The following is a 20,404-nucleotide window of genomic DNA, read 5'->3' on the forward strand; positions in this document are numbered from 1 at the left end:
CGTTTCCTTGATCGCTCCTATCGCCATGGAAGAAGGTCTACGTTTCGCGATTCGCGAAGGTGGCCGTACTGTTGGCGCTGGCGTGGTAGCTAAAATCATCAAATAAACTAATTTTTAGTTTATGATGGCGGGGGGCTTTTCCCCCCGTTTATTTCGTTCTTTAGGAATCCACATGAAAAACCAGAAAATTCGCATTCGCTTAAAAGCGTTTGATTACAAACTCATCGATCAGTCTGCAGCCGAGATCGTGGATACGGCTAAGCGCACCGGTGCTGTAGTTCGTGGTCCTGTACCTCTACCTACACGCATTCGTCGTTACGACATTTTGAGCTCCCCTCACGTCAACAAAACAGCACGTGACCAGTTCGAGATTCGTACCCATCAGCGTCTAATGGACATCGTTGATCCAACTGATAAAACAGTTGATGCTTTGATGCGTTTAGATCTACCTGCTGGTGTAGATGTAGAGATCGCACTACAGTAAAAATATTTAACCGCGTAGTTTTACGAGGTGATGAAAACCGAATACCGACATGTATTCGGTTTTTTTTATGGCTGAATTATGACTCTAGCAGCGTTTTTATTTCTGCAGCAGCTTGAGCCATGACGGGGCGATAGGAGAGTAGTTGGCTTAAACTTGTTCTGGCGGTAACGGCATGGCAGGCTACCGTTGCTAACACTCGTGTAGGATCTTTAGGGTCATCAATTGGGACAGCTATAGCAGCCATCCCTGTCACAAATTCTTCATTATCTACTCCAAAGCCTTGGCGTCTACTATGCTCGAGCTCAGCTTTCAAAACCGACACCTCGGTAATGGTGTTTTTAGTAAAAGCTTTTAACTCTAAACGATGTAGATAGGATTTTTGTTCTATTAAGGCAAGATGTGCCAAGAACAGTTTGCCGCTAGCAGTGCAGTGTAATGGCACGGATGTATTAGGCTGCACATACAGTTGTAGGCTCCATGGGGCATCACTTTCTACGCGAACCAAATACCGGACAGAGTCTTCTGCCAAGATTGTCAAATTACATGATTCATTGATTTTTGCGACAAGCTTTTTCAACACAGCACGTGCTGCGCGAGCAAAATGTGTTGAATGCAGAGCATTAGCACTGAGTCGCAAACTACGAGCTCCTATGGTATAGCCAAGCTGTTCAGGCAAGCGAATAATAAAGCCCGTTTCACTCAAACTTCGTAAGTGACGAATTAGACTGCTTTTAGGAATGCCCGTGCTATGTATGAGTTCATTTACGCTTAAAGGCTCTGAAGAGTTAGCTAGTGTTTCTACGATTAATAAGGCGCGTACAGGGCCGTTATGTTGAAGCATGTGGTGTCGTCTCCCATAATATTTTTATAAATTAGCCCTAGATTAACTTGAAAATGACACGGTTTTAAAACAGTTGGTTCCAATAATGGTTTTTTGCGCATAAACCCTATAGGTGTCAAACACATAACTCCTTACATTAAAAGCAATAATAAAGGAGACGGATATGCAAGAAGAATACGATTACATTGTGGTAGGAGGCGGTTCAGCAGGTTGTGTTTTAGCGAATCGCCTCAGTGAGGATGGGCGTTTTTCTGTGTGCTTGATTGAAGCTGGCCCTGCGGATAAAAACATGTGGATCCATATCCCTATTGGCTATGGCAAAACCATGTTTAATAAAAATTTAAATTGGGCTTTTGAAACTGAAGCGGATCCACACATGAATCAACGACAGTTTTATTGGCCTCGGGGTAAGACCTTAGGGGGTTGTAGCTCTATCAATGGGTTGATTTTTATTCGTGGTCAAAAACAGGATTACGATCGATGGGCAGACTTAGGCAATAAAGGCTGGAGCTGGAAGGACTGCTTACCTTATTTTCGTAAACTAGAAAATAACGATTTGCCGGCTAGTGCAACTCGGGGCAAAGAAGGGCCATTAAGTGCAACCTCTATTCCTGCAAACCATGAACTAGTCGATGCATTTATTGAATCAGCTCAAATGGAAGGGGTTCCCCGTGTGGATGATTTTAATTCGGGGGATCAGTTTGGCGTAGGGTATTACCAACTCACAACTAAAAATGGTCTGCGTCAATCCACTGCTGTGGCGTATTTGCGTTCAGCACAGCAAAGACAAAATCTAACTATTAAAACGGAACACTTGGTGCACCGTGTATTGTTTGAAAATAATCGCGCAGTAGGTGTTGAGCTAAGCCATAAAGACAATGCAAAGCACACTATACGCGCCAAAAAAGAGGTGATTTTGAGTGCTGGAGCCATTCAAAGTCCTCAAATTCTGCTGTTGTCTGGGGTTGGACCCGCAGAGGAACTAATGAAAATGGGGATCCCGGTACAAAAAAATCTCAAAGGGGTCGCAGAAAACTTACAAGACCATTTGCAGTTACGTCTGATTTATGAGGTAGCTAAACCCATCACGAATAACGATCAATTAAGAAATTTATGGGGTAAGAGCAAAATAGGTTTGCAATGGTTACTGACGCGTTCGGGGCCTTTAGCTATAGGAATTAATCAAGGAGGGGCATTTTGTTATGCGTTGCCGGGCGAAGCTAAAACACCTGATGTGCAGTTTCACTTTGGTACGCTTTCTGCAGACCAAGCGGGCGGGCAAGTACACCCGTTTTCAGGTTGCACTATATCCGTATGCCAACTACGACCTGAATCGCGCGGTTATATGCGTTTAAAAAGTACAGATCCTGCACAGTCTATGGCTATACACCCTAATTACCTAAGCACAGATCTAGACCGCAGAACTGCAATTGCTTCGGTGCGCCTTGCACGACGCATAGCCAGCACAGGCCCATTGGGTGAACTCTTAATTCGTGAGCACCGCCCAGGCTTAGATCAGCAAAGTGACGAAGAGGTGTTGGAGTTTTGTCGTAATTATGGGGCTACCATTTTTCACCCTTCTGGCACCGCAAAGATGGGCTTAGCGCACGATGAAATGGCTGTGGTTGACGAGAGACTGCGTATTCATGGCTTAGAAGGTTTACGTGTAGTAGATGCATCCATTATGCCTACGCTTGTTTCTGGCAACACCAACGTGCCTGTGGTGATGATCGCAGAAAAAGCTGCAACGATGATTTTAGAGGATCAAAAAAAACACCTTTCTCCTTCACCGGAATACAGCGCAGTAGCCTAATAAAACACCTAGGAGACAAACCATGCAAGCAGATAAAAAACAAGAGGTGCATCGCGTCATTCGTGCTTCCGTGATCGGTGCCACGATTGAGTGGTATGACTTTTTTCTTTATGGGGTGATTGCAGGACTCGTTTTTAATAAATTGTATTTTCCAGCCGACGATGCGTTTATTGGCACCATGTTGGCTTATGCCACCTTTGCGATTGGTTTTGTGGCCAGACCTTTAGGGGGCATTATTTTTGGTCATATTGGTGATCGTGTCAGTCGTAAAGGGGCCTTAATTGCCACTTTGATCTTGATGGGCACTGCTACCTTTGCTATTGGTCTTATACCTTCCTATGAAAGCATTGGCATTTGGGCACCTATTCTTCTTTTGATCTGCCGCATATTGCAGGGTATAGGTCTAGGTGGTGAATGGGGCGGGGCTGTATTAATGGCTTATGAATACGCACCAAAAAACAAGCGAGGTTTATATGCTTCTTGGCCCCAAGTGGGCTTGGCATTAGGTCTATGCTTGGCTTCAGGTGTAGTTGCTTTGCTTACGGCGGTTTTGAGCCCTGAAGATTTTTATGCTTGGGGTTGGCGTGTTGCCTTTTTGCTTTCTGCTTTATTGGTTTTGCTGGGCCTTTATATACGTGTGGCTGTGAAAGAAAGCCCAGAGTTTGAAAAAATGAAGGCGAATAATGCAGAAAATAAACAGCCATTTTTAAGCATGCTGAAAAACTACCCTGGAAATATTTTACGCGGTATGGGTGCCCGTTATATTGATGGTGTGTTTTTTAATATCTTTGGTGTGTTTAGCATTAGCTACCTAAGTAATGACTTAGGGATGGATCGTACCACCGCTTTAACAGGTGTGTTGATTGCTTCACTAGTAATGTGTTTGAGTATTCCCTTTTTTGGTGCTTTGTCAGATAAAGTGGGTCGAACTAAAACGTATTTTTGGGGCTCTTTAATTACAGGTGTGTCGGCTTTTCCTGCTCTTTACCTAATGACAGCCAATGTAGATAACGTATTGATTGTATGGCTGTCTATTATTGTGCCTTTTGGCATTTTGTATGCGTCCGTGTATGGGCCTGAGGCTGCGTTGTTTTGTGAACTGTTCGACACCGATGTGCGTTACACCGGCATATCGTTTGTGTACCAATTTTCAGGCATTTTTGCTTCGGGTATTACACCCATGATTGCAACGGCATTACTGCATGCGAATGATAATCAACCTTGGTATGTGGCTGGCTATGTAAGCGTTGTAGGGGTTATTTCTGCACTTAGCGCTTGGTCTATTAAACGTTCTAAAAATAGAAAACCAGTAGCATCAGGTGCCTACACACCCAATCAACTTAAAGAAGTCTAACCACTCACTTATTGATAGATAAAAAACGAGGCAAGCAGCCTCGTTTTTTTTGTCTAGGTTTAAAAAATTAGCCTTGATATAATTCGTGTGCGAATGAAATCGTTGCTTTGACTTTTGCTGAAGTTAGCGCAACGTCTACTTATGCCATAAAGGCGGGTACGAGGAGTCAGCATGGTTAGCTCGGCACGAAAATATGTATTATGTTATTTCAGGTGGGTGGCGCTAGCTGCCTTGATGAACATGGTGCTTGTGATAACAAACACAGCTCAGGCACAAAATACCTCCTCAAGCTCACCACCTGTTTATGATTGCGGTACTTCACCTATTCGTTTTGCTGATTTGGCCTGGGAGAGCGCTGCATTTTCTACTTACCTGTTAAAAACTATAGTAGAAAAAGGCTATGGTTGCGAGGTAGAGGTCGTGCCAGGCAGTTCCGCTGCGCTAGAGGTAGCATTAACTCAAAATGATATTCAAGTGTTGGCAGAGCTATGGGATGGGCGTACCGAGATCATTGAAAAAGGCATTGAAGCTGGTCAGGTAAAAGTGGTGGGTGACACCCTAGAGGGCGGGGCCGAGCAAGGGTGGTACGTGCCCACGTATCTGGTGCAAGGTGATCCTACTCAAAATCTAGAGCCGTTAGCTCCACAGTTAAAAAGTGTGGAGCAGCTTGCTGATTACACTACGCTTTTTAAAAGTCCTACCCAGTCAGAGCAGGGACGTTTTTATAACTGTCCTACAGGTTGGGTTTGCGAGACCACGAATACAGGCCTACTCAAGGTGCTGGGTTTAAATACGACTTATGAAAACTTTCGTGCAGGAACGGGTGCCGCTTTAGATGCAGCTATTAGTTCGGCGTATGAGCGTCGTGAGCCTATTTTATTTTATTATTGGCAACCAGCAGGCTTGATGGCGAAATACGATTTTACGCGTTTAGAGCAGCACCCTTTTAATCGCACATGTTGGGAAGCCATCGTGGCACAGTCCGATCAAGCATGTAAGACCGATTTTCTGGCTTCTCATCTACGTATAGCGGTATCAGACGCGTTTGCACAAACGCATCCACAATTGGTGAGTTTTTTTGAAAAATACTCAGTGCCGGCTGCTGTGATTAATCAGGCCATATTAGATATGTCTGAGCAAAAACTGACTGGCTCTCAAGTGGCAGAGCGGTTTATAGAGACAAATCCTGACTTATGGATGAATTGGGTACCTGAACCTGTTGCACAACGGTTGTTAGCTAGTCACCAAGGTGAATCAGAAAAAGCTCCTGTTGTTCGCTCTTCTTTTTTTCCTGACTGGTCGATGGCTAATTCAATTAATCACTACCTAACAGTGCTTGTGCGTAGTAGTGGCGAGGCCTTTAGATCAGTTAGTCAGGTGTTGCTTCAATCAATATTGCAGCCTTTGGAGCGTTTGTTTGTAAGCATGCCGCCTTGGTTGATGCTGGCTTTGATCGCCTTGTTAAGCTGGCATGCTACGCGTAAGGTGCGGATGGCCCTTTTATTTACTGTAGGCTTTTTTCTTATTGGTGCCATGGGTTTATGGGCTAAGTTACAGCAAACCTTAGCTTTGGTTGTGGTTTCTACTGGGCTTTCTATTGTAATAGGCATCCCAGTAGGCATTCTGGTAGCACGAGTACGAGTAGTGCGACGTTTAGTTATGCCATTGCTCGATATGATGCAAACCATGCCTAGTTTTGTGTATTTGATCCCCGTTCTGATGCTGTTTGGTTTGGGCAAGGTGCCAGCTTTATTTGCCACTGTGATTTATGCAGTACCGCCATTGATACGCTTAACCAGTTTAGGGATTAGGCAGGTAGATCATGAACTAGTAGAGGCCGTACAGTCTTTTGGTGTCACGCGTTGGCAAATGCTGACGCAATTGAGTCTGCCTTTAGCTCGACCCAGCATTATGGCAGGTATTAACCAAACAACAATGATGGCGTTGTCTATGGTTGTGGTTGCTTCAATGATTGGTGCCCAAGGCCTAGGTGAAGATGTGCTAGCAGGGATTCAAACATTAGATATAGGGCGGGGTTTACAAGCTGGCATAGCTATTGTGATTTTAGCGATTGTGATTGATCGTATTACTCAAGCTTATGGTAAATCACGCCGTGATCGTCGGCCTCAGACTAAGTAGGTGACTGTATGCAAAACAAACTAGAGCTTCATCAACTTATCAAGGTTTTTGGTTCAAACCCAGCCGAGGCAGTACGTTTATTAGAGCAGGGGCACAGTAAAAATGAGGTGCAAGAGGCGACGGGCTTGAACGTAGGTTTAGCCGGCGTAAGCGCCACCTTTAAAAAAGGGGAGATTTCATGTGTCATGGGGTTATCTGGCTCGGGCAAATCCACCTTAATCCGTCATATCAATCGTCTTATCGATCCGACTAAAGGCGAAGTGCGCTTAGACGGTGAAAATATTTTGCATTATTCTCTTGATCAGTTACGCCAAGTACGACGTCAAAAAATGAGCATGGTCTTTCAAGGCTTTGCTTTATTGCCACATTTAAATGTACTGCATAATGTGGCCCTAGGCTTAAAGGTCAGGCATGAAACTAAAGCAACCCAAGAACAATTAGCCAAAGAGTGGGTAGATAAAGTTGGACTAGCGGGTTATGAACACCATTATCCTGATGAGCTGTCAGGAGGCATGCGTCAGCGTGTTGGGTTGGCTAGGGCTTTAGCCACCGATAGCGAGATCTTATTAATGGATGAGGCCTTTTCCGCTTTGGACCCGCTTATCAAGCAAGAAATGCAGGATCAGTTAATCGCACTGCAACAGAAGCTCAATAAAACCATTGTGTTTGTGACGCATGATATTGATGAAGCCTTAAAGTTAGGGCAGCATATCGTCATTTTACGTGATGGCCGCGTAGAGCAAGCTGGCACGCCGTTAGAAATCCAACACTCGCCAGTAAATGACTATGTTGCGCATTTTTTACCCAAGTTATGAGCTCACTGCTACTTAGAGTCCTTTTTAGCTTTGGAGTAAGACTTTAAGCAGGCTATTGCGTACAGAGGTTAAGTGCAGTCGCATTGCTAGAGCGGCTTGGTCTGCATCACGGTTTTTAATCGCATTCATAATTTCTTGGTGTTGTTGGATATAGTGGCGTCGCTTTTTTTCTGTTAGGGTTTTTTTGCGTAGTTTGCCCCATTCTGTTGAGGTTCTAGCATGAGTAAGAACATCATAAAAATGTTTAAGAATGGGGTTATTACTAGCAGCGCCCAGGCTATTGTGAAACAAGGCATCCCACTTTTCCCACTCGCGGTGGTTTTCTGCATCTAGCGTTTTATCAAAATACTGCTGCATACGCGCCAAATCATAAGGGGTAGCATGCACAGCGGCTGCGGCTGCTAACGCAGGCTCTAATAAATAACGCGCATCAAGAATCTCAAGCGGGCTGGTGTGCTGTAAAACACGTTGCACTAAAAACACTTTATTTTCTGGGTCGAGTACTCGGGTGCCTCGCCCAGGTGTACGTTCAATTTTTCCTTCTGACTCCAAAATATACAGGGCTTCCCTTAATGCTCTACGACTTGTATTAAGCATGGCGGCAAGCTCTCGCTCGGGTGTTAGCTGAGTCCCTGGAGGATAGTCAGGGCTTTCTAAAAGTATTCGGAGAATTTCGAGAACCTCTCCCGAACGACGAGGGGGATGCATGGGAGTATTCATATCACAGGTTAATTAGTGAATAAGTGCATAGCTAAGAGAGCGCTATAAACACCAGTTTAAGCTAAAGTTTTTGTGAATTGGTTTTAGAAAAACATAGATGGTACCAATAATGATAAATGGTTCCATAAATCATCAAAAAACATAATGTTTTGTTTCGTTTTTAGGTGTTTTCACTGGTTTTGTGTCTTTTTTTAGAAAACGAGTTGTGTTGTTGGTTCGTAATGGTACGATTGGTTTGTCGTGTAAAAATAAAATCAGGAGACAACTTAATGAATCAGTACAACCCTTATGGGGTATCCAGAGAACCTGTCTACGCCAATGGCGGAATGCTGGCAACATCGCATCCGCTCGCGGCTGAGGCTGGGTTAGAGGTATTACGACAAGGTGGAAATGCGATTGATGCTGCTATAGCGGCGGGTGCTACATTGACTGTGGTTGAGCCAACGCAAAATGGAATTGGCGGTGATGCCTTTGCATTGGTTTGGGATGGTTCCAAGGTTCACGCTTTAAATGGTTCTGGTCGGTCTTCACGGAACACTTCGTACGAGGCATTAGGTTTAAAACAAGGGGATAAATTGGGGCCTCTAGGGTGGTCTGGAGTAACCGTGCCAGGGGCTCCTCGAGCTTGGGCAGAGTTACATAGCCGCTTTGGTAAAACAGATTTTAACCATTTGTTTAAATCAGCTATTCACTACGCTCGAGAAGGCTATCCTCTTTCGCCTGTAGTTGCAGAGTATTGGCGTCGCGCTAAAAAAATGATGTCTACTCATACCGAGCAACCGTATGCTGCTTGGCACCAGACATTTATGCCACAAGGCTTTGAGCCAGAGGCTGGTCAGCTTTGGCGTTGTGAGGCCCTAGCTCAAACCTTAGAGCGTTTGGCATCCACACGGTGTGAAGATTTTTATACTGGAGAGCTGGCAGAGGCTATTACTTCATTTGCTCAGCAGACTGGTGGGCTTATTGATGCACAAGACTTAGCTGCTTACCAGCCAGAGTGGGTAGAACCCATTTCGGCGGATTATCAAGGCTATACCGTGTGGGAGTTGCCGCCTAATACTCAAGCATTAGCTACCTTATTAGCGCTAACTATTCTTGACGAGATGGATTTAGGCAAGCACAGAGAAGACGAGCAGGCGATTCATTTGCAAATTGAAGCAATGAAATTGGGGTTTATCGATGCGTTAGCTCATGTGGGAGACAGTACGGATCCGCATTTGGTACAAGCACTTTTGAGTAAGGATTACGCTTCGCAAAGACGTGCTCTTATTACCGATCAAGCCACAGAGCCTATGGCTGGCTTACCCAAGCGAGGCAATACCGTCTATCTAGCTGCGGCTGATAAAAACGGCATGATGGTCAGTTTTATTCAATCTAACTATTTGGGGTTTGGAAGTGGAATAGTGGTACCTGACACCGGCATTGCGTTACACAACCGCGGTCATAGTTTTAATACGATTTCCGGCCATCCTAATGAAATTGGCCCAAATAAAAGGCCTTATCACACCATCATGCCTGGGTTCTTAACCAAAGGAAACGAAGCCGTTGGGCCGTTTGGGGTGATGGGGGCATTTATGCAGCCTCAGGGGCATGTGCAAATGGTATTAAATACGATTCAACATCATATGCACCCCCAAGCTGCGTTGGATGCACCCAGATGGCAATGGGTAAAAGGAAACACAGTACGGGTTGAGCAATCGATGCCTAAACATGTGGTACGGGCTTTATTGGCGCGGGGTCACGACATAGTGGTTTCTCCAGATGACACTGGGTTTGGGCGCGGGCAAATTATTTGGCGAATGAAAAACGGAGCTTTCGTGGGGGGGTCTGACGGAAGAGCCGATGGACAGGTAGCAGCGTTTTAAGAAAATAAATAATTTAAAACGGAGACAAATCCAATGAGAAAAAATCAATTTACAGGTTTAACGTGCGCGGTTGCTGTGGTGATGGCGTGTACCTCTATTTCCCCTGCTTTGGCGTCTGGGCCTATAGAGCTGGTAGTGGCTTATTCTGCGGGCGGGGTTTCAGACTTAATGGGGCGCAATTTAGCCGCAAATATTGAGTCTGGTCTTAATCAAAAAATGATTGTACAAAACCGTCCTGGCGCGGCAGGGATGGTAGGTACTGATTTTGTTTTTAAAGCCAAGCCAGACGGCCAAACGGTGCTATTAGCTCGCATCGCCACCTTGGCCGTAGCGCCTAATTTACAAAAAGTGCCTTATGATCCAGCCGGTTTTACCCCTTTGGGACTGATTGCAACAGATCCTTTTGTATGTGTGACCAGTTCGCGTAAAAATCTCAGTACGGTGGATGAGGTGCGAGAGGTGTTAACAGAACGACCAGGAACACTTACCTATAGTTCATCCGGGGTGGGGTCATTAAACCAGTTCGCTGTATTACGCTTTTTGGAAGAGTTGGGTGTAGAGCAACCTCTAAGAGCCGCTGCTCATATACCTTCACAAGGAGAGGGCCCCGCTTTAACTGCTGTTGCAGGAGGACACATAGACTTGTTTTGCGGCAATGTGGGTCCTGTGATGCCTCAGGTGCAAAGCGGAACCGTTAAGGCGCTTTTTGTTACATCACAAGAACGTATAGAAGGTTTAGAAGAGGTGCCCACAGTTAAAGAGTTGGGATTAGATGGTTTAGAGGAGATTGTAGGTTGGAGTGCACTAATAGGGCCTCCCAATATGGATGAGCAAACCGTCTCTAATTATGTAGTGGCTTTAGATAAAGTGAAAAATGAGGAAGCTTGGTTGCGATTCATTAAAAAAATGGGTTCTGAACCTCGTATTTTAAATCCAACAGAGACGTCTGAGTTTATTGCTCAACAACAAGATCTTTATAAAGACATGGCCCTAAGAATGGGCATAAAAAAATAAATCTAAAACCAGAAGATCTAATTAGGAGGAGACCTATGAGAGATTTTTTAGCAGGTTTAGTCATTGGTGTTTTAGGGCTTTTTAGTTGGTTTTATTTAATTCCATACGGCGTACAGCAATATGCAGAGGCTCCTAGCCTAGCGCTATCCGCTACTTTTTGGCCTTATGTCATAACGGTTTTATTGATGGGGTTAGGCGGTTGCTTAATGCTTCAAGGCGGCCTGAGCCTTAGATCGCAAGCCTCTACTCGCGCAGTGGCACCAAAAGAGAAGCTTCCCAAAGCGGTACTATGGGCCGTGTTTTTTTTAGTACCTTATTACTTCTTGGCTCAGTCGCTAGGGTTATTGCTTTCATCAGCTATTGCTTTTGCAGCGTATGCCTTACTGGCCGGCGAAAAAAGCTATAAAAAAGTGGCTGTGTTGTCTTTTGTGGTACCCGCATTTATCACTTTATTCTTTATTTACATCGCTCAGGTACTGGTTCCTTTAGGTCCTATTGATGGCTTGTTTTCATAAAGGAGAAAACACATGCAAGACATAATCAATGGCCTGACGTTATTTGCAGACCCCTTTGGCTTAATCGCTTTGGTGGCGGGGGTATTTATTGGAACCGTTATTGGCGCTATCCCCGGGCTAAGCACAGTTATGGCAATTTCCATTGCTTTGCCTTTTACCTTTTCATTAGAGCCAATAGCTGGATTACTGTTATTAGTGGGGGTTTATAAAGGGGGGATGTATGGTGGTGCAATTAGCGCTATTTTAATTAACACGCCTGGGACTCCCGCCGCTTCTTGCACAATGCTTGATGGCTACCCAATGGCTAAAAAAGGGCAAGCACGCTCTGCTTTGGAAATGGCCTTGTATGCCTCTTGTTTTGGTGACCTGGTCTCAACCTTTGTTTTGATTCTGAGCGCCTCGTGGTTAGCTGGTTTTGCGCTGGACTTTGGTCCTTCTGAGCTCTTTGCTTTGGTAGTGTTTGCTTTAGTCATAGTCGCAGGGGTAGCCGCTCAAGAAAAAATAAAGGGGTTTTTATCAATGGCGGTTGGGTTAGGGTTGGCTACTGTAGGCATGGATATGATTACAGGTGAGCAACGCTTTGTCTTTGAGGTGACAGAACTGAATGCAGGCCTAAGCCTAGTTCCTGTTTTAATCGGCTTATTTGCGCTACCCGAAGTGTTTCAAATGTATAGCACTCAAGAAAAAAATAAGCCCGCAGCGCCGCTTGGCAATAACAGACTTAGCTTTGGTGCTTTTTTTGGTTACTGGAAAACCTTAGTACGTAGTAGTGTGATTGGGGTGGTGTTGGGAGTAATCCCCGGTTTAGGTCCGACGCCTGCTGCTTTTTTCTCTTATGGGGAAGCAAAGCGAAAATCGTCTCAGCCAGAAAGCTTTGGCAAGGGAAATATCGAAGGAGTAGCTGCTGCTGAAGCCGCTAATAGCGCAGTAGGGGGTGCTTCCATGGTGCCTTTGCTTGCGCTAGGTATACCGGCCGATGTCATTACTGCTGTGATATTGGGGGCATTTATGATTCATGGCCTACAACCTGGGCCGCTTATGTTTCATACGAACATTAATATTATTTACGCGTTATTTATGGGGATGTTAGCGGGTTCGGTCTTGTTGTTTATTATTGGCCGATCAAGTATTCCTATTTTAGGACGGCTATTAAATATCAGGCCTTCTTTGTTGCTGCCCGGCGTATTAGTGTTGTGCATGTTTGGTGCTTATGGTGTCAATAAAAGCATGTTTGACGTTATGGTGATGTTTGGCATGGGCGTCTTGGGCTATGTAATGGTGCTTCTGCATTTTCCACGTGCTCCTTTACTGATTGGGTTTGTATTAGGCCCATTACTTGAAAACACGTTTAGACAGTCTTTGCTAATGGCACATGGACAATATGAGTTCTTTGTCAGTAGCTTTATATCTAAAGTTTTCTGGGCGTTTACTGCGTTGTATTTGTTATCTGCGCTCTATAAGCTCATCCGTCATAAGACCAAGCCAGCAACAGTGGATACTCTACAACCATCGCCAAGCGACTAAGACGTTGTATTTATGGGCTCTTGCCGTGGTTTTTCTTGCTTGACTTTGCATAGACGTGTTATATTTATTAGCTTAACCAAGTTGCTGGTTAAAGTTAGAGTAGGTGTGCAATTTTATTTGCATGCGTAATCAAGTTAGCCCCGACCAATCGTAGTTGGGAATGGAGAATAAGATGTCGAACTCGACACCTGTGCCTGCCGCATGGCGGTTGGGCCTTGTTGGGCGCAAAGTCGGCATGACCCGTGTATTTACAGAAGACGGTGAATCCGTACCTGTAACTGTACTGGACGTGTCCAACAATCGCGTCACCCAAATCAAGACGCCCGAAGTCGATGGCTACGCTGCCGTACAGCTAGCTTATGGCTCTCGTCGTGCCTCCCGTGTGAACAAACCTGCTGCTGGTCATTATGCCAAAGCAGGCGTTGAAGCTGGAAGCATCCTTAAAGAATTCCGTCTAGATCCCGCTAAAGCAGCCGAACACAATCCTGGTGATGTGATCGCTATTGAAAGCGTATTCGAAGCCGGCCAAAAAGTTGACGTTACAGGTACCACCATTGGTAAAGGCTTTGCCGGTACTATCAAACGCCACCACTTCTCTGGTCAGCGTAACTCCCACGGTAACTCGATCTCTCACCGTGCCCCCGGTTCAATCGGTATGGCACAGGATCCAGGTCGTGTATTCCCTGGTAAAAAAATGGCCGGTCATTTGGGTGATGTTACCCGTACCGTTCAAAATCTAGATGTTGTGCGCGTTGACGTAGAACGTGGTCTTTTATTGGTTCGTGGCGCTGTCCCCGGCCATAAAAATGGCAACGTTATTGTACGTCCCGCCATCAAAGGAGCCTAATCATGGAACTCAAGCTCCTGAATGATCAGGGTCAAGCTTCTACATTTGCCGCCTCAGACGTAGTCTTTGGTCGTGAATTCAACGAAGCCCTCGTTCACCAGATTGTTGTTGCTTACCAAGCAAATGCTCGTAGCGCAAACAGCAAACAAAAAACACGTGCTGAAGTTAGCTACAGCACACGTAAACCTTGGCGTCAAAAAGGCACTGGTCGCGCCCGTGCTGGTATGGCTTCCTCGCCCTTATGGCGTGGGGGTGGTCGTACATTCCCTAACTCGCCAGATCAAAACTACAGCCACAAAGTTAACAAAAAAATGTACCGCGCTGGTTTGCAGTCCATTTTTTCTCAGTTAGCTCGCGAAGGTCGTATTTCTGTAGTCGAGTCTTTCAACCTCGAAGCACCTAAAACAAAATTAGCTGCTACAAAACTGAAAGATTTAGGCCTTGAGTCCGTGCTTATCATCACAGATAGCATTGACGAAAACGTCTACCTCGCTACACGTAACCTACCTCACGTAGCTGTGGTCGAACCGCGCGACGCCGATCCTTTATCTTTGATCCACTACAAAAATGTGTTGATCACTAAAGCGGCTGTTGCTCAAATCGAGGAGATGTTGGGATGAACGTCGAACGCTTATACCAAGTCATCCTAGCTCCAATCGTGACTGAAAAAGCCACGATGGTAGCGGAAAATAATCAGCAAATCGCTTTCCGCGTAGCACCTGATGCGACCAAACTTGAAGTTAAAGCAGCAGTTGAAATGTTGTTTAAGGTTGAAGTCGAGTCCGTACAGGTCCTAAACCAAAACGGTAAAGCCAAGCGATTTGGTCGTTTCGAAGGTCGCCGCCGCAACGAGCGTAAAGCTTACGTTCGTATTAAAGACGGTCAGGAACTCGACTTTACGGAGATGAACTAATATGGCACTCGTAAAAGTTAAGCCCACGTCTGCAGGTCGTCGCGGCATGATTAAAGTAGTGCACTCAGAGCTCCATAAAGGCGCTCCTCATGCAGCACTACTAGAAAAGAAAAAGCGTAGCTCTGGCCGTAATAACAACGGTCATATCACCGTACGTCATCGTGGCGGTGGTCATAAACAGCACTATCGTATCGTTGATTTCCGTCGCAATAAAGATGGTATCCCAGCGAAAGTTGAGCGTTTAGAATACGATCCAAACCGTACAGCGCATATCGCATTATTGTGTTATGCAGACGGTGAGCGTCGTTACATTATCGCTCCTCGTGGTCTAGAAGTTGGTGCTACGCTCTTGTCCGGCCAGGATGCGCCTATCCGTGCTGGTAACACCCTACCTATTCGCAACATCCCAATCGGTGCAACCATTCACTGTATTGAAATGATGCCTGGTAAAGGTGCTCAACTAGCTCGCTCAGCAGGTACATCTGCCGTATTGCTAGCACGTGATGGTTCTTACGCTCAGGTACGTTTACGTTCCGGCGAAGTCCGTCGTGTTCACATTGACTGTCGTGCCACTATTGGTGCAGTCAGCAACGAAGATCACAGCTTGCGTCAAATTGGTAAAGCTGGTGCTATGCGCTGGCGCGGTGTCCGCCCAACTGTTCGTGGTGTAGCCATGAACCCGATCGATCACCCACATGGTGGTGGTGAGGGTAAAACAGGTGAAGGTCGTGAGCCCGTAAGTCCATGGGGTACACCTGCTAAAGGTTACCGCACACGTCGTAACAAACGCACAGACAATATGATTGTCTCGCGTCGCAAGCGTAAGTAAGGGGCGAACATAATGTCACGTTCGATTAAAAAAGGCCCATTTGTAGACGAGCACTTAATCAACAAGGTTGAGAAAGCTGTCGAGGGCAACGATAAACGTCCGATCAAAACCTGGTCGCGTCGTTCTACCATCCTGCCCGAATTTATCGGGCTGACGATTGCCGTGCACAATGGTCGTCAACACGTTCCCGTTTATATTAACGAGAACATGGTTGGCCACAAGCTCGGTGAATTCGCATTGACCCGCACCTTTAAGGGTCACATTGCGGACAAGAAGTCACGGAGATAAGCGATGGAAACCACAGCAAAAATTCGTGGAGTACGTATCTCTGCTCAGAAAGCACGCTTAGTCGCTGATATGATTCGCGGCAAGTCTGTAGAGCAGGCGTTAAATACGCTCACATTTACTCCCAAGAAAGCCGCTGGCATTATCAAAAAAGCGCTTGAGTCCGCTATTGCTAATGCTGAACATAACGATGGTGCCGACATCGATGAGTTGCGCGTTACTGCTATCCAAGTAGATAAAGCGCAATCTTTGAAACGTTTTTCCGCACGAGCCAAAGGCCGCGGTAACCGCATCGAAAAGCAAACCTGCCACATTGTGGTTAAGGTCGGCGCTTAAGGAGTCACAATGGGACAAAAAGTTAACCCAATTGGGTTCCGCCTCGCGGTTAACCGTAACTGGAATTCTCGCTGGTATGCTGATCACAACGATTTCAGCGGCATGCTAGCCGATGATATCCGCGTGCGTGAATACCTCAAAAAGAAGCTTAAAAACGCTTCTGTTGGTCGTATTGTCATCGAGCGTCCATCCAAAAACGCCCGCATTACTATTTACTCAGCCCGTCCAGGCGTAGTAATTGGTAAGCGTGGTGAGGATATCGAAAGCTTAAAAGTTGACCTACAGCGTTTGATGGGCGTGCCTGTGCACGTCAATATCGAAGAAATTCGTAAGCCTGAAACCGATGCTCAGCTTATCGCTGACTCAATCGCTCAACAGCTAGAAAAACGTATTATGTTCCGTCGCGCCATGAAGCGTGCGATGCAAAACGCAATGCGTTTAGGTGCCCAAGGTATCAAAATCGCTAGCTCTGGTCGTTTGAATGGTATCGAGATTGCCCGTACCGAGTGGTACCGTGAAGGTCGTGTGCCTCTACACACCTTGCGTGCTCACATCGATTACGCGACAGCAGAAGCTCATACTACATACGGTATTATCGGTATTAAAGTCTGGGTCTACAAAGGCGATATGTTGCCTAACGGCGAATTGCCTCAAGAGGCAGCCCCTGAAGAGCGTCGTCAGCGTCGCCCTCGTGGTGAGCGCCCCGAAGGCCGTCGTCCAGGTCGTGGTCGCGGTCCTCGTCGTGACGCAGCGCCGGCGCCAGAAGGAGAATAATTATGTTGCAACCTTCTCGTAGAAAATATCGCAAAGAACACAAAGGTCGTAACACTGGTCTAGCGACTCGTGGTACCCAAGTGTCTTTTGGCGAATTTGGTTTGAAAGCGACAGGTCGTGGTCGTTTAACTGCTCGTCAGATCGAAGCAGCGCGTCGTGCGATTAACCGTCACATTAAACGTGGTGGCCGTATCTGGATTCGTGTCTTCCCTGACAAACCTATTTCCCAGAAACCTGCAGAGGTGCGTATGGGTAGTGGTAAGGGTAGTCCAGAGTTCTGGGTCGCTGAAATTCAACCCGGCAAAATGCTGTACGAAATGGAAGGCGTTAGCGAAGAACTCGCGCGCGAAGCATTCCGTTTAGCTGCTGCCAAGTTACCATTTTCTACCACATTCGTGGTACGAAACATTGGTGCTTAAGGAGATCACATGAAAGCCAGCGAACTCCGTTCTAAAGAAACCGCCGAGCTCAAAACTGAGCTTGAAAGTCTGCTGAAGGCTCAATTTAGCTTGCGTATGCAACAAGCCACTCAGCAGCTTTCCAACACCAGCCAGCTATCTAAAGTACGTCGCGACATCGCTCGTGTACGCACCGTAATGGCTGAGAAAGCAGGAAAGTGATATGAGCGATACTCAAACTACACCCGTAGCAGAAAAGCGTCAGCGCCTATTACAGGGCCGCGTGGTCAGCACTAAAATGGATAAAACCGTTGTCGTTTATGTAGAACGTCACGTTAAACATCCTTTATATGGCAAGATCATCGTGCGTTCACGTAAATACCAAGCGCATGACGAGACTAACCAATACAACGAAGGCGATATCGTAGAGATCGCCGAGGGCCGTCCTATCAGCCGCCACAAAACGTGGACAGTTGTGCGTTTGGTTACTCCTGCTCGCGTTATTTAATACATAACGCACTCGATTCTACGGAATCTAAAAAAACCCCAATCTGTGTAAATAGGTTGGGGTTTTTTGTTTTGCTGAATATATTAGTTTTTTTATTTGGCTAAATGCGTTTTGAGTAATGTTGCCATATCAGTAAAACCTCTGGCCTCAGCATGATGCAAAGCACTAGTGCCATTTTTATCGGGAATAGTGGCATCGGCACCGGCTTCAAGCAAGGTCTTAACTATTTCCACTTGAGTAGGACTACCATCCCCCAAAATAACGGCCTCCATAAGCGCCGTCCAGCCAAGACGATTGATATGATTAATGGGGTAATCAGGCGTGCTGGCTAATAGCTGAACCACATCTAAATGACCTTTTTCTGCTGCGGGTATTAAGGCCGTGCCGCCGTACCGGTTGAATACGCTGAAGTCAGCCCCGTGATTTAATGCTTCGCGCACAATAGCTATCATGCCCTCTGCTCCTGCATATAAAAAAGGACTGTTAGCCATGGCATCTTGGGCATTAACATCGGCTCCAGCTTGAATTAAGCGTAAAGCTAATTCTGTATTACCCTGATAGACAGCAGTCATCAGTGGTGTTTGTTGTTGGGCGTTACGTACTTCAAGATCTGGGTGGTGCGTCAAAATTTCTATGACAGCATTTTCATCGTTTTTGGCAATAGCATCAAATAAAGACATAGGCGATTGAGCAAAACAAAGTAAAGGCAAGCTAAGGAACGCCCCACTTATCCATGCCAGTGATTGAGTAAGGGCTGAACAAAAAGTAGGGCGCATAAAAGACCTCTTTAACGTTGCGTAATAAATTTAGTAACTAGGTAACCATCAAAGCTTTCTATGCCCCCTTCGCTACCAATACCGCTGTCTTTAACTCCTCCAAACGGGGTTTCTGCAATAGAAACACCAAAGTGGTTGATGCTTACCATACCGGCTTGAAGCTCGTTTGAAACGGTATGTGCCGTTTGTAGATTATTAGTAAAAACATACGAAGCCAAACCAAAAGGTAATGAGTTGGCGCGTTTTAATACGTCTGTGGTATCACTAAATCGAGTTAACGGTGCAATAGGACCAAATGGCTCTTCAGTCATAATCATTGCATGGTCAGGCACATCAGCAAGTACAGTAGGGCCATAAAAATAACCGGTTCCTTGGGACTGGCTACCGCCTAGCTCTAGGCTGCCTCCGTGAGAAAGAGCGTCTTGAACAAAGCTATCCATTACAGCTAAGCGTCTTTCATGAGCAAGTGGCCCCATTTCGGTTTCTGCTTCTAGACCATTGCCTACGTTGATATTAGCTAAAACGTTAATGAATTCGTCTTTAAAGGGCTGATAAATGTCCTCGTGAATATAAAAACGTGTAGGTGAAATACATACTTGCCCTGCATTTCGTACCTTAAAGTAAGCCAACTGTTTGGCTACACGTGGGATATCAATATCTGGGAAAACCAACACAGGGGAATGCCCACCTAGTTCCATTGTTACTGGTTTCATGTGAGCACCGGCCAGAGCGGCTAGTTGTTTGCCCACCGGCACGGAGCCCGTAAAGGAGACCTTGCGCACTATAGGAGAACGAATTAGGTAATCAGAGACTTCTGCGGGTACCCCCCACACCACATTTAAAACCCCCTTTGGTAGACCAGCCTCATGGAACATTTTGGCGATAGCCATGACCGCACTGGGCGAGTCTTCGGGCCCTTTAATAATAATAGTGCAGCCTGCTCCAATAGCAGCGGTGATTTTCCTGATGGCTTGGTTAAATGGAAAGTTCCAAGGAGTGAAGGCCGCACACACCCCAATTGGCTCACGCACCACCATTTGTCGTACAGCAGGGTTACGTGGTGGAATGATGCGACCGTAAATACGGCGACATTCTTCAGCATGCCATTCAGCATGCTCTGAGCAGTTAATAACCTCTGCTACAGACTCTGCTAAAGGCTTTCCTTGATCTAGCGTGATATTTCTGCCTATTTCTTGAGAATTATCACGGCAAAGCTGTGCCACTTTGCGCAAAATATCACTACGCTCAATGGGTGAGCTATGACGCCATGACTCAAACGCAGTTTGAGCACTTTTTAAAGCCAAGTCCAAGTCGTCTTGGGTGGCATGCGGAAGCTTGCCTAACTCTTCAAGCGTTGCTGGGTTTAAAACAGATTCGGTCTTGCGGCCTTGGGCTTCAATAAACTCACCGTTGATATAAAGGGAAAGAGTAGGGTACATCGTGGCGTCTCCTGTGTACTAAAAGCTGCGGTTTAAACCATAAGTTTTTACAAATTGGTAGATCTGGGTTAAACAATGTTAAATTTGTAAATGTTAGTTGCTTTTTTGGGCTTACAAAAAGCATACTACGATTAAATCATAAACCTTTAATGTCTTTTCAACATTAAAGCGTATCAAAGACGCAAGGTTATGCTCCAAGAACGTCAGGCCAGAAG

General features: G+C 45.8%; 23 protein-coding genes and 1 pseudogene. 20 read left to right on the top strand and 4 right to left on the bottom strand.

Annotated features, from left to right (window positions below; genetic code table 11):
* Together ACBP46_RS11050 and rpsJ are read left to right on the top strand one after the other, a co-directional pair.
* A pseudogene (locus ACBP46_RS11050) lies at nucleotides 1-106 on the top strand (elongation factor Tu); the annotation flags it as partial.
* 66 nt (nucleotides 107-172) lie between these two features.
* On the top strand, nucleotides 173-484 hold the full coding sequence (rpsJ, locus tag ACBP46_RS11055) for a 30S ribosomal protein S10 (protein WP_077734100.1): 312 nt from the start codon (nucleotides 173-175) through the stop codon (nucleotides 482-484).
* Between the two features lie 76 nt (nucleotides 485-560).
* Here rpsJ and ACBP46_RS11060 read toward each other — a convergent pair whose 3' ends face one another.
* Nucleotides 561-1,325 (bottom strand): IclR family transcriptional regulator, encoded by a 765-nt coding sequence (locus tag ACBP46_RS11060; RefSeq protein WP_371016799.1) that lies wholly within the window; start codon nucleotides 1,323-1,325, stop codon nucleotides 561-563.
* A 163-nt stretch (nucleotides 1,326-1,488) separates the two neighbouring features.
* Here ACBP46_RS11060 and ACBP46_RS11065 point away from each other — a divergent pair, with 163 nt between their 5' ends.
* The 4 genes from ACBP46_RS11065 to ACBP46_RS11085 all read left to right on the top strand — a co-directional run bounded on the left by ACBP46_RS11065 (nucleotide 1,489) and on the right by ACBP46_RS11085 (nucleotide 7,446).
* A complete protein-coding gene (locus ACBP46_RS11065) occupies nucleotides 1,489-3,138 on the top strand; it encodes a GMC family oxidoreductase (RefSeq protein WP_371016800.1) in 1,650 nt (549 codons plus the stop codon).
* A gap of 22 nt (nucleotides 3,139-3,160) precedes the next feature.
* Entirely contained in the window at nucleotides 3,161-4,492 is a 1,332-nt protein-coding gene (locus tag ACBP46_RS11070) for an MFS transporter (protein WP_371016801.1), read from the top strand.
* 240 nt (nucleotides 4,493-4,732) lie between these two features.
* Nucleotides 4,733-6,631: a glycine betaine ABC transporter substrate-binding protein gene (locus ACBP46_RS13245; protein ID WP_442512689.1), complete on the top strand. Its 1,899-nt coding sequence runs from the start codon at nucleotides 4,733-4,735 to the stop codon at nucleotides 6,629-6,631.
* Between the two features lie 8 nt (nucleotides 6,632-6,639).
* Nucleotides 6,640-7,446: a quaternary amine ABC transporter ATP-binding protein gene (locus tag ACBP46_RS11085; protein ID WP_371016802.1), complete on the top strand. Its 807-nt coding sequence runs from the start codon at nucleotides 6,640-6,642 to the stop codon at nucleotides 7,444-7,446.
* A 24-nt stretch (nucleotides 7,447-7,470) separates the two neighbouring features.
* Here ACBP46_RS11085 and ACBP46_RS11090 read toward each other — a convergent pair whose 3' ends face one another.
* Nucleotides 7,471-8,154: a FadR/GntR family transcriptional regulator gene (locus ACBP46_RS11090; protein ID WP_371016803.1), complete on the bottom strand. Its 684-nt coding sequence runs from the start codon at nucleotides 8,152-8,154 to the stop codon at nucleotides 7,471-7,473.
* A gap of 281 nt (nucleotides 8,155-8,435) precedes the next feature.
* Here ACBP46_RS11090 and ACBP46_RS11095 point away from each other — a divergent pair, with 281 nt between their 5' ends.
* From ACBP46_RS11095 to rpsQ, 14 genes are all read left to right on the top strand, one after another.
* The gene (locus ACBP46_RS11095; RefSeq protein ID WP_371016805.1) at nucleotides 8,436-10,031 is read left to right on the top strand and encodes a gamma-glutamyltransferase family protein; all 1,596 of its coding nucleotides are present in this window, start codon (nucleotides 8,436-8,438) and stop codon (nucleotides 10,029-10,031) included.
* A 33-nt stretch (nucleotides 10,032-10,064) separates the two neighbouring features.
* A complete protein-coding gene (locus ACBP46_RS11100; protein ID WP_371016806.1) occupies nucleotides 10,065-11,045 on the top strand; it encodes a Bug family tripartite tricarboxylate transporter substrate binding protein in 981 nt (326 codons plus the stop codon).
* 35 nt (nucleotides 11,046-11,080) lie between these two features.
* Nucleotides 11,081-11,560 carry a tripartite tricarboxylate transporter TctB family protein gene (locus ACBP46_RS11105; RefSeq protein ID WP_371016807.1) on the top strand — a complete coding sequence of 160 codons (480 nt, stop codon included), beginning with the start codon at nucleotides 11,081-11,083 and terminating at the stop codon, nucleotides 11,558-11,560.
* Nucleotides 11,561-11,572: 12 nt separating this feature from the next.
* Nucleotides 11,573-13,084 carry a tripartite tricarboxylate transporter permease gene (locus tag ACBP46_RS11110; protein WP_371016808.1) on the top strand — a complete coding sequence of 504 codons (1,512 nt, stop codon included), beginning with the start codon at nucleotides 11,573-11,575 and terminating at the stop codon, nucleotides 13,082-13,084.
* A gap of 172 nt (nucleotides 13,085-13,256) precedes the next feature.
* Nucleotides 13,257-13,931 carry a 50S ribosomal protein L3 gene (rplC, locus tag ACBP46_RS11115; RefSeq protein WP_371016809.1) on the top strand — a complete coding sequence of 225 codons (675 nt, stop codon included), beginning with the start codon at nucleotides 13,257-13,259 and terminating at the stop codon, nucleotides 13,929-13,931.
* A 2-nt stretch (nucleotides 13,932-13,933) separates the two neighbouring features.
* Complete coding sequence (rplD, locus tag ACBP46_RS11120) at nucleotides 13,934-14,551, top strand: 50S ribosomal protein L4 (RefSeq protein WP_371016810.1); 618 nt, start codon at nucleotides 13,934-13,936, stop codon at nucleotides 14,549-14,551.
* Complete coding sequence (gene rplW, locus ACBP46_RS11125; RefSeq protein WP_077734091.1) at nucleotides 14,548-14,844, top strand: 50S ribosomal protein L23; 297 nt, start codon at nucleotides 14,548-14,550, stop codon at nucleotides 14,842-14,844. Before rplD ends, rplW begins: the two co-directional genes overlap by 4 nt.
* A gap of 1 nt (nucleotide 14,845) precedes the next feature.
* Complete coding sequence (gene rplB, locus ACBP46_RS11130; protein WP_167661421.1) at nucleotides 14,846-15,673, top strand: 50S ribosomal protein L2; 828 nt, start codon at nucleotides 14,846-14,848, stop codon at nucleotides 15,671-15,673.
* A 12-nt stretch (nucleotides 15,674-15,685) separates the two neighbouring features.
* Nucleotides 15,686-15,961, top strand: coding sequence for a 30S ribosomal protein S19 (rpsS, locus tag ACBP46_RS11135; RefSeq protein ID WP_371016811.1), 276 nt, complete (start codon nucleotides 15,686-15,688; stop codon nucleotides 15,959-15,961).
* Between the two features lie 3 nt (nucleotides 15,962-15,964).
* Nucleotides 15,965-16,294: a 50S ribosomal protein L22 gene (gene rplV, locus ACBP46_RS11140; protein WP_077734089.1), complete on the top strand. Its 330-nt coding sequence runs from the start codon at nucleotides 15,965-15,967 to the stop codon at nucleotides 16,292-16,294.
* A gap of 9 nt (nucleotides 16,295-16,303) precedes the next feature.
* The gene (rpsC, locus tag ACBP46_RS11145) at nucleotides 16,304-17,068 is read left to right on the top strand and encodes a 30S ribosomal protein S3 (protein WP_371016812.1); all 765 of its coding nucleotides are present in this window, start codon (nucleotides 16,304-16,306) and stop codon (nucleotides 17,066-17,068) included.
* A 2-nt stretch (nucleotides 17,069-17,070) separates the two neighbouring features.
* Nucleotides 17,071-17,487, top strand: a complete 417-nt coding sequence (gene rplP, locus ACBP46_RS11150; protein WP_077734087.1) for a 50S ribosomal protein L16 — start codon at nucleotides 17,071-17,073, stop codon at nucleotides 17,485-17,487.
* A gap of 9 nt (nucleotides 17,488-17,496) precedes the next feature.
* Nucleotides 17,497-17,688, top strand: a complete 192-nt coding sequence (gene rpmC, locus ACBP46_RS11155) for a 50S ribosomal protein L29 (RefSeq protein WP_077734086.1) — start codon at nucleotides 17,497-17,499, stop codon at nucleotides 17,686-17,688.
* A gap of 1 nt (nucleotide 17,689) precedes the next feature.
* Entirely contained in the window at nucleotides 17,690-17,974 is a 285-nt protein-coding gene (gene rpsQ, locus ACBP46_RS11160; protein WP_371016813.1) for a 30S ribosomal protein S17, read from the top strand.
* Between the two features lie 92 nt (nucleotides 17,975-18,066).
* On the opposite strand, the gene ACBP46_RS11165 is transcribed toward rpsQ, so the two are convergent.
* Together ACBP46_RS11165 and ACBP46_RS11170 are read right to left on the bottom strand one after the other, a co-directional pair.
* Entirely contained in the window at nucleotides 18,067-18,750 is a 684-nt protein-coding gene (locus tag ACBP46_RS11165) for an ankyrin repeat domain-containing protein (RefSeq protein ID WP_371016814.1), read from the bottom strand.
* An 11-nt stretch (nucleotides 18,751-18,761) separates the two neighbouring features.
* Nucleotides 18,762-20,189, bottom strand: coding sequence for an NAD-dependent succinate-semialdehyde dehydrogenase (locus ACBP46_RS11170; protein WP_371016815.1), 1,428 nt, complete (start codon nucleotides 20,187-20,189; stop codon nucleotides 18,762-18,764).
* Nucleotides 20,190-20,404 lie beyond the last annotated feature (215 nt).

Source organism: Paenalcaligenes hominis (genome assembly GCF_041359055.1).
Classification (GTDB): domain Bacteria; phylum Pseudomonadota; class Gammaproteobacteria; order Burkholderiales; family Burkholderiaceae_B; genus Paenalcaligenes; species Paenalcaligenes hominis_A.

What these genes read in the sequence shown, in the direction of transcription:
- ACBP46_RS11110 (WP_371016808.1), top strand. Translation starts at nt 11,573, where the DNA reads ATGCAAGACATAATCAATGGCCTGACGTTATTTGCAGACCCCTTTGGC.
- rplB (WP_167661421.1), top strand. Translation starts at nt 14,846, where the DNA reads ATGGCACTCGTAAAAGTTAAGCCCACGTCTGCAGGTCGTCGCGGCATG.
- ACBP46_RS11095 (WP_371016805.1), top strand. Translation starts at nt 8,436, where the DNA reads ATGAATCAGTACAACCCTTATGGGGTATCCAGAGAACCTGTCTACGCC.
- ACBP46_RS13245 (WP_442512689.1), top strand. Translation starts at nt 4,733, where the DNA reads ATGGTGCTTGTGATAACAAACACAGCTCAGGCACAAAATACCTCCTCA.
- ACBP46_RS11060 (WP_371016799.1), bottom strand. Translation starts at nt 1,325, where the DNA reads ATGCTTCAACATAACGGCCCTGTACGCGCCTTATTAATCGTAGAAACA.
- rplP (WP_077734087.1), top strand. Translation starts at nt 17,071, where the DNA reads ATGTTGCAACCTTCTCGTAGAAAATATCGCAAAGAACACAAAGGTCGT.
- rplV (WP_077734089.1), top strand. Translation starts at nt 15,965, where the DNA reads ATGGAAACCACAGCAAAAATTCGTGGAGTACGTATCTCTGCTCAGAAA.
- ACBP46_RS11070 (WP_371016801.1), top strand. Translation starts at nt 3,161, where the DNA reads ATGCAAGCAGATAAAAAACAAGAGGTGCATCGCGTCATTCGTGCTTCC.
- rpsJ (WP_077734100.1), top strand. Translation starts at nt 173, where the DNA reads ATGAAAAACCAGAAAATTCGCATTCGCTTAAAAGCGTTTGATTACAAA.
- rpsS (WP_371016811.1), top strand. Translation starts at nt 15,686, where the DNA reads ATGTCACGTTCGATTAAAAAAGGCCCATTTGTAGACGAGCACTTAATC.
- ACBP46_RS11165 (WP_371016814.1), bottom strand. Translation starts at nt 18,750, where the DNA reads ATGCGCCCTACTTTTTGTTCAGCCCTTACTCAATCACTGGCATGGATA.
- rpsC (WP_371016812.1), top strand. Translation starts at nt 16,304, where the DNA reads ATGGGACAAAAAGTTAACCCAATTGGGTTCCGCCTCGCGGTTAACCGT.
- ACBP46_RS11100 (WP_371016806.1), top strand. Translation starts at nt 10,065, where the DNA reads ATGAGAAAAAATCAATTTACAGGTTTAACGTGCGCGGTTGCTGTGGTG.
- rplC (WP_371016809.1), top strand. Translation starts at nt 13,257, where the DNA reads ATGTCGAACTCGACACCTGTGCCTGCCGCATGGCGGTTGGGCCTTGTT.
- rplD (WP_371016810.1), top strand. Translation starts at nt 13,934, where the DNA reads ATGGAACTCAAGCTCCTGAATGATCAGGGTCAAGCTTCTACATTTGCC.
- ACBP46_RS11085 (WP_371016802.1), top strand. Translation starts at nt 6,640, where the DNA reads ATGCAAAACAAACTAGAGCTTCATCAACTTATCAAGGTTTTTGGTTCA.
- ACBP46_RS11105 (WP_371016807.1), top strand. Translation starts at nt 11,081, where the DNA reads ATGAGAGATTTTTTAGCAGGTTTAGTCATTGGTGTTTTAGGGCTTTTT.
- ACBP46_RS11065 (WP_371016800.1), top strand. Translation starts at nt 1,489, where the DNA reads ATGCAAGAAGAATACGATTACATTGTGGTAGGAGGCGGTTCAGCAGGT.
- rplW (WP_077734091.1), top strand. Translation starts at nt 14,548, where the DNA reads ATGAACGTCGAACGCTTATACCAAGTCATCCTAGCTCCAATCGTGACT.
- ACBP46_RS11090 (WP_371016803.1), bottom strand. Translation starts at nt 8,154, where the DNA reads ATGCATCCCCCTCGTCGTTCGGGAGAGGTTCTCGAAATTCTCCGAATA.
- ACBP46_RS11170 (WP_371016815.1), bottom strand. Translation starts at nt 20,189, where the DNA reads ATGTACCCTACTCTTTCCCTTTATATCAACGGTGAGTTTATTGAAGCC.
- rpsQ (WP_371016813.1), top strand. Translation starts at nt 17,690, where the DNA reads ATGAGCGATACTCAAACTACACCCGTAGCAGAAAAGCGTCAGCGCCTA.
- rpmC (WP_077734086.1), top strand. Translation starts at nt 17,497, where the DNA reads ATGAAAGCCAGCGAACTCCGTTCTAAAGAAACCGCCGAGCTCAAAACT.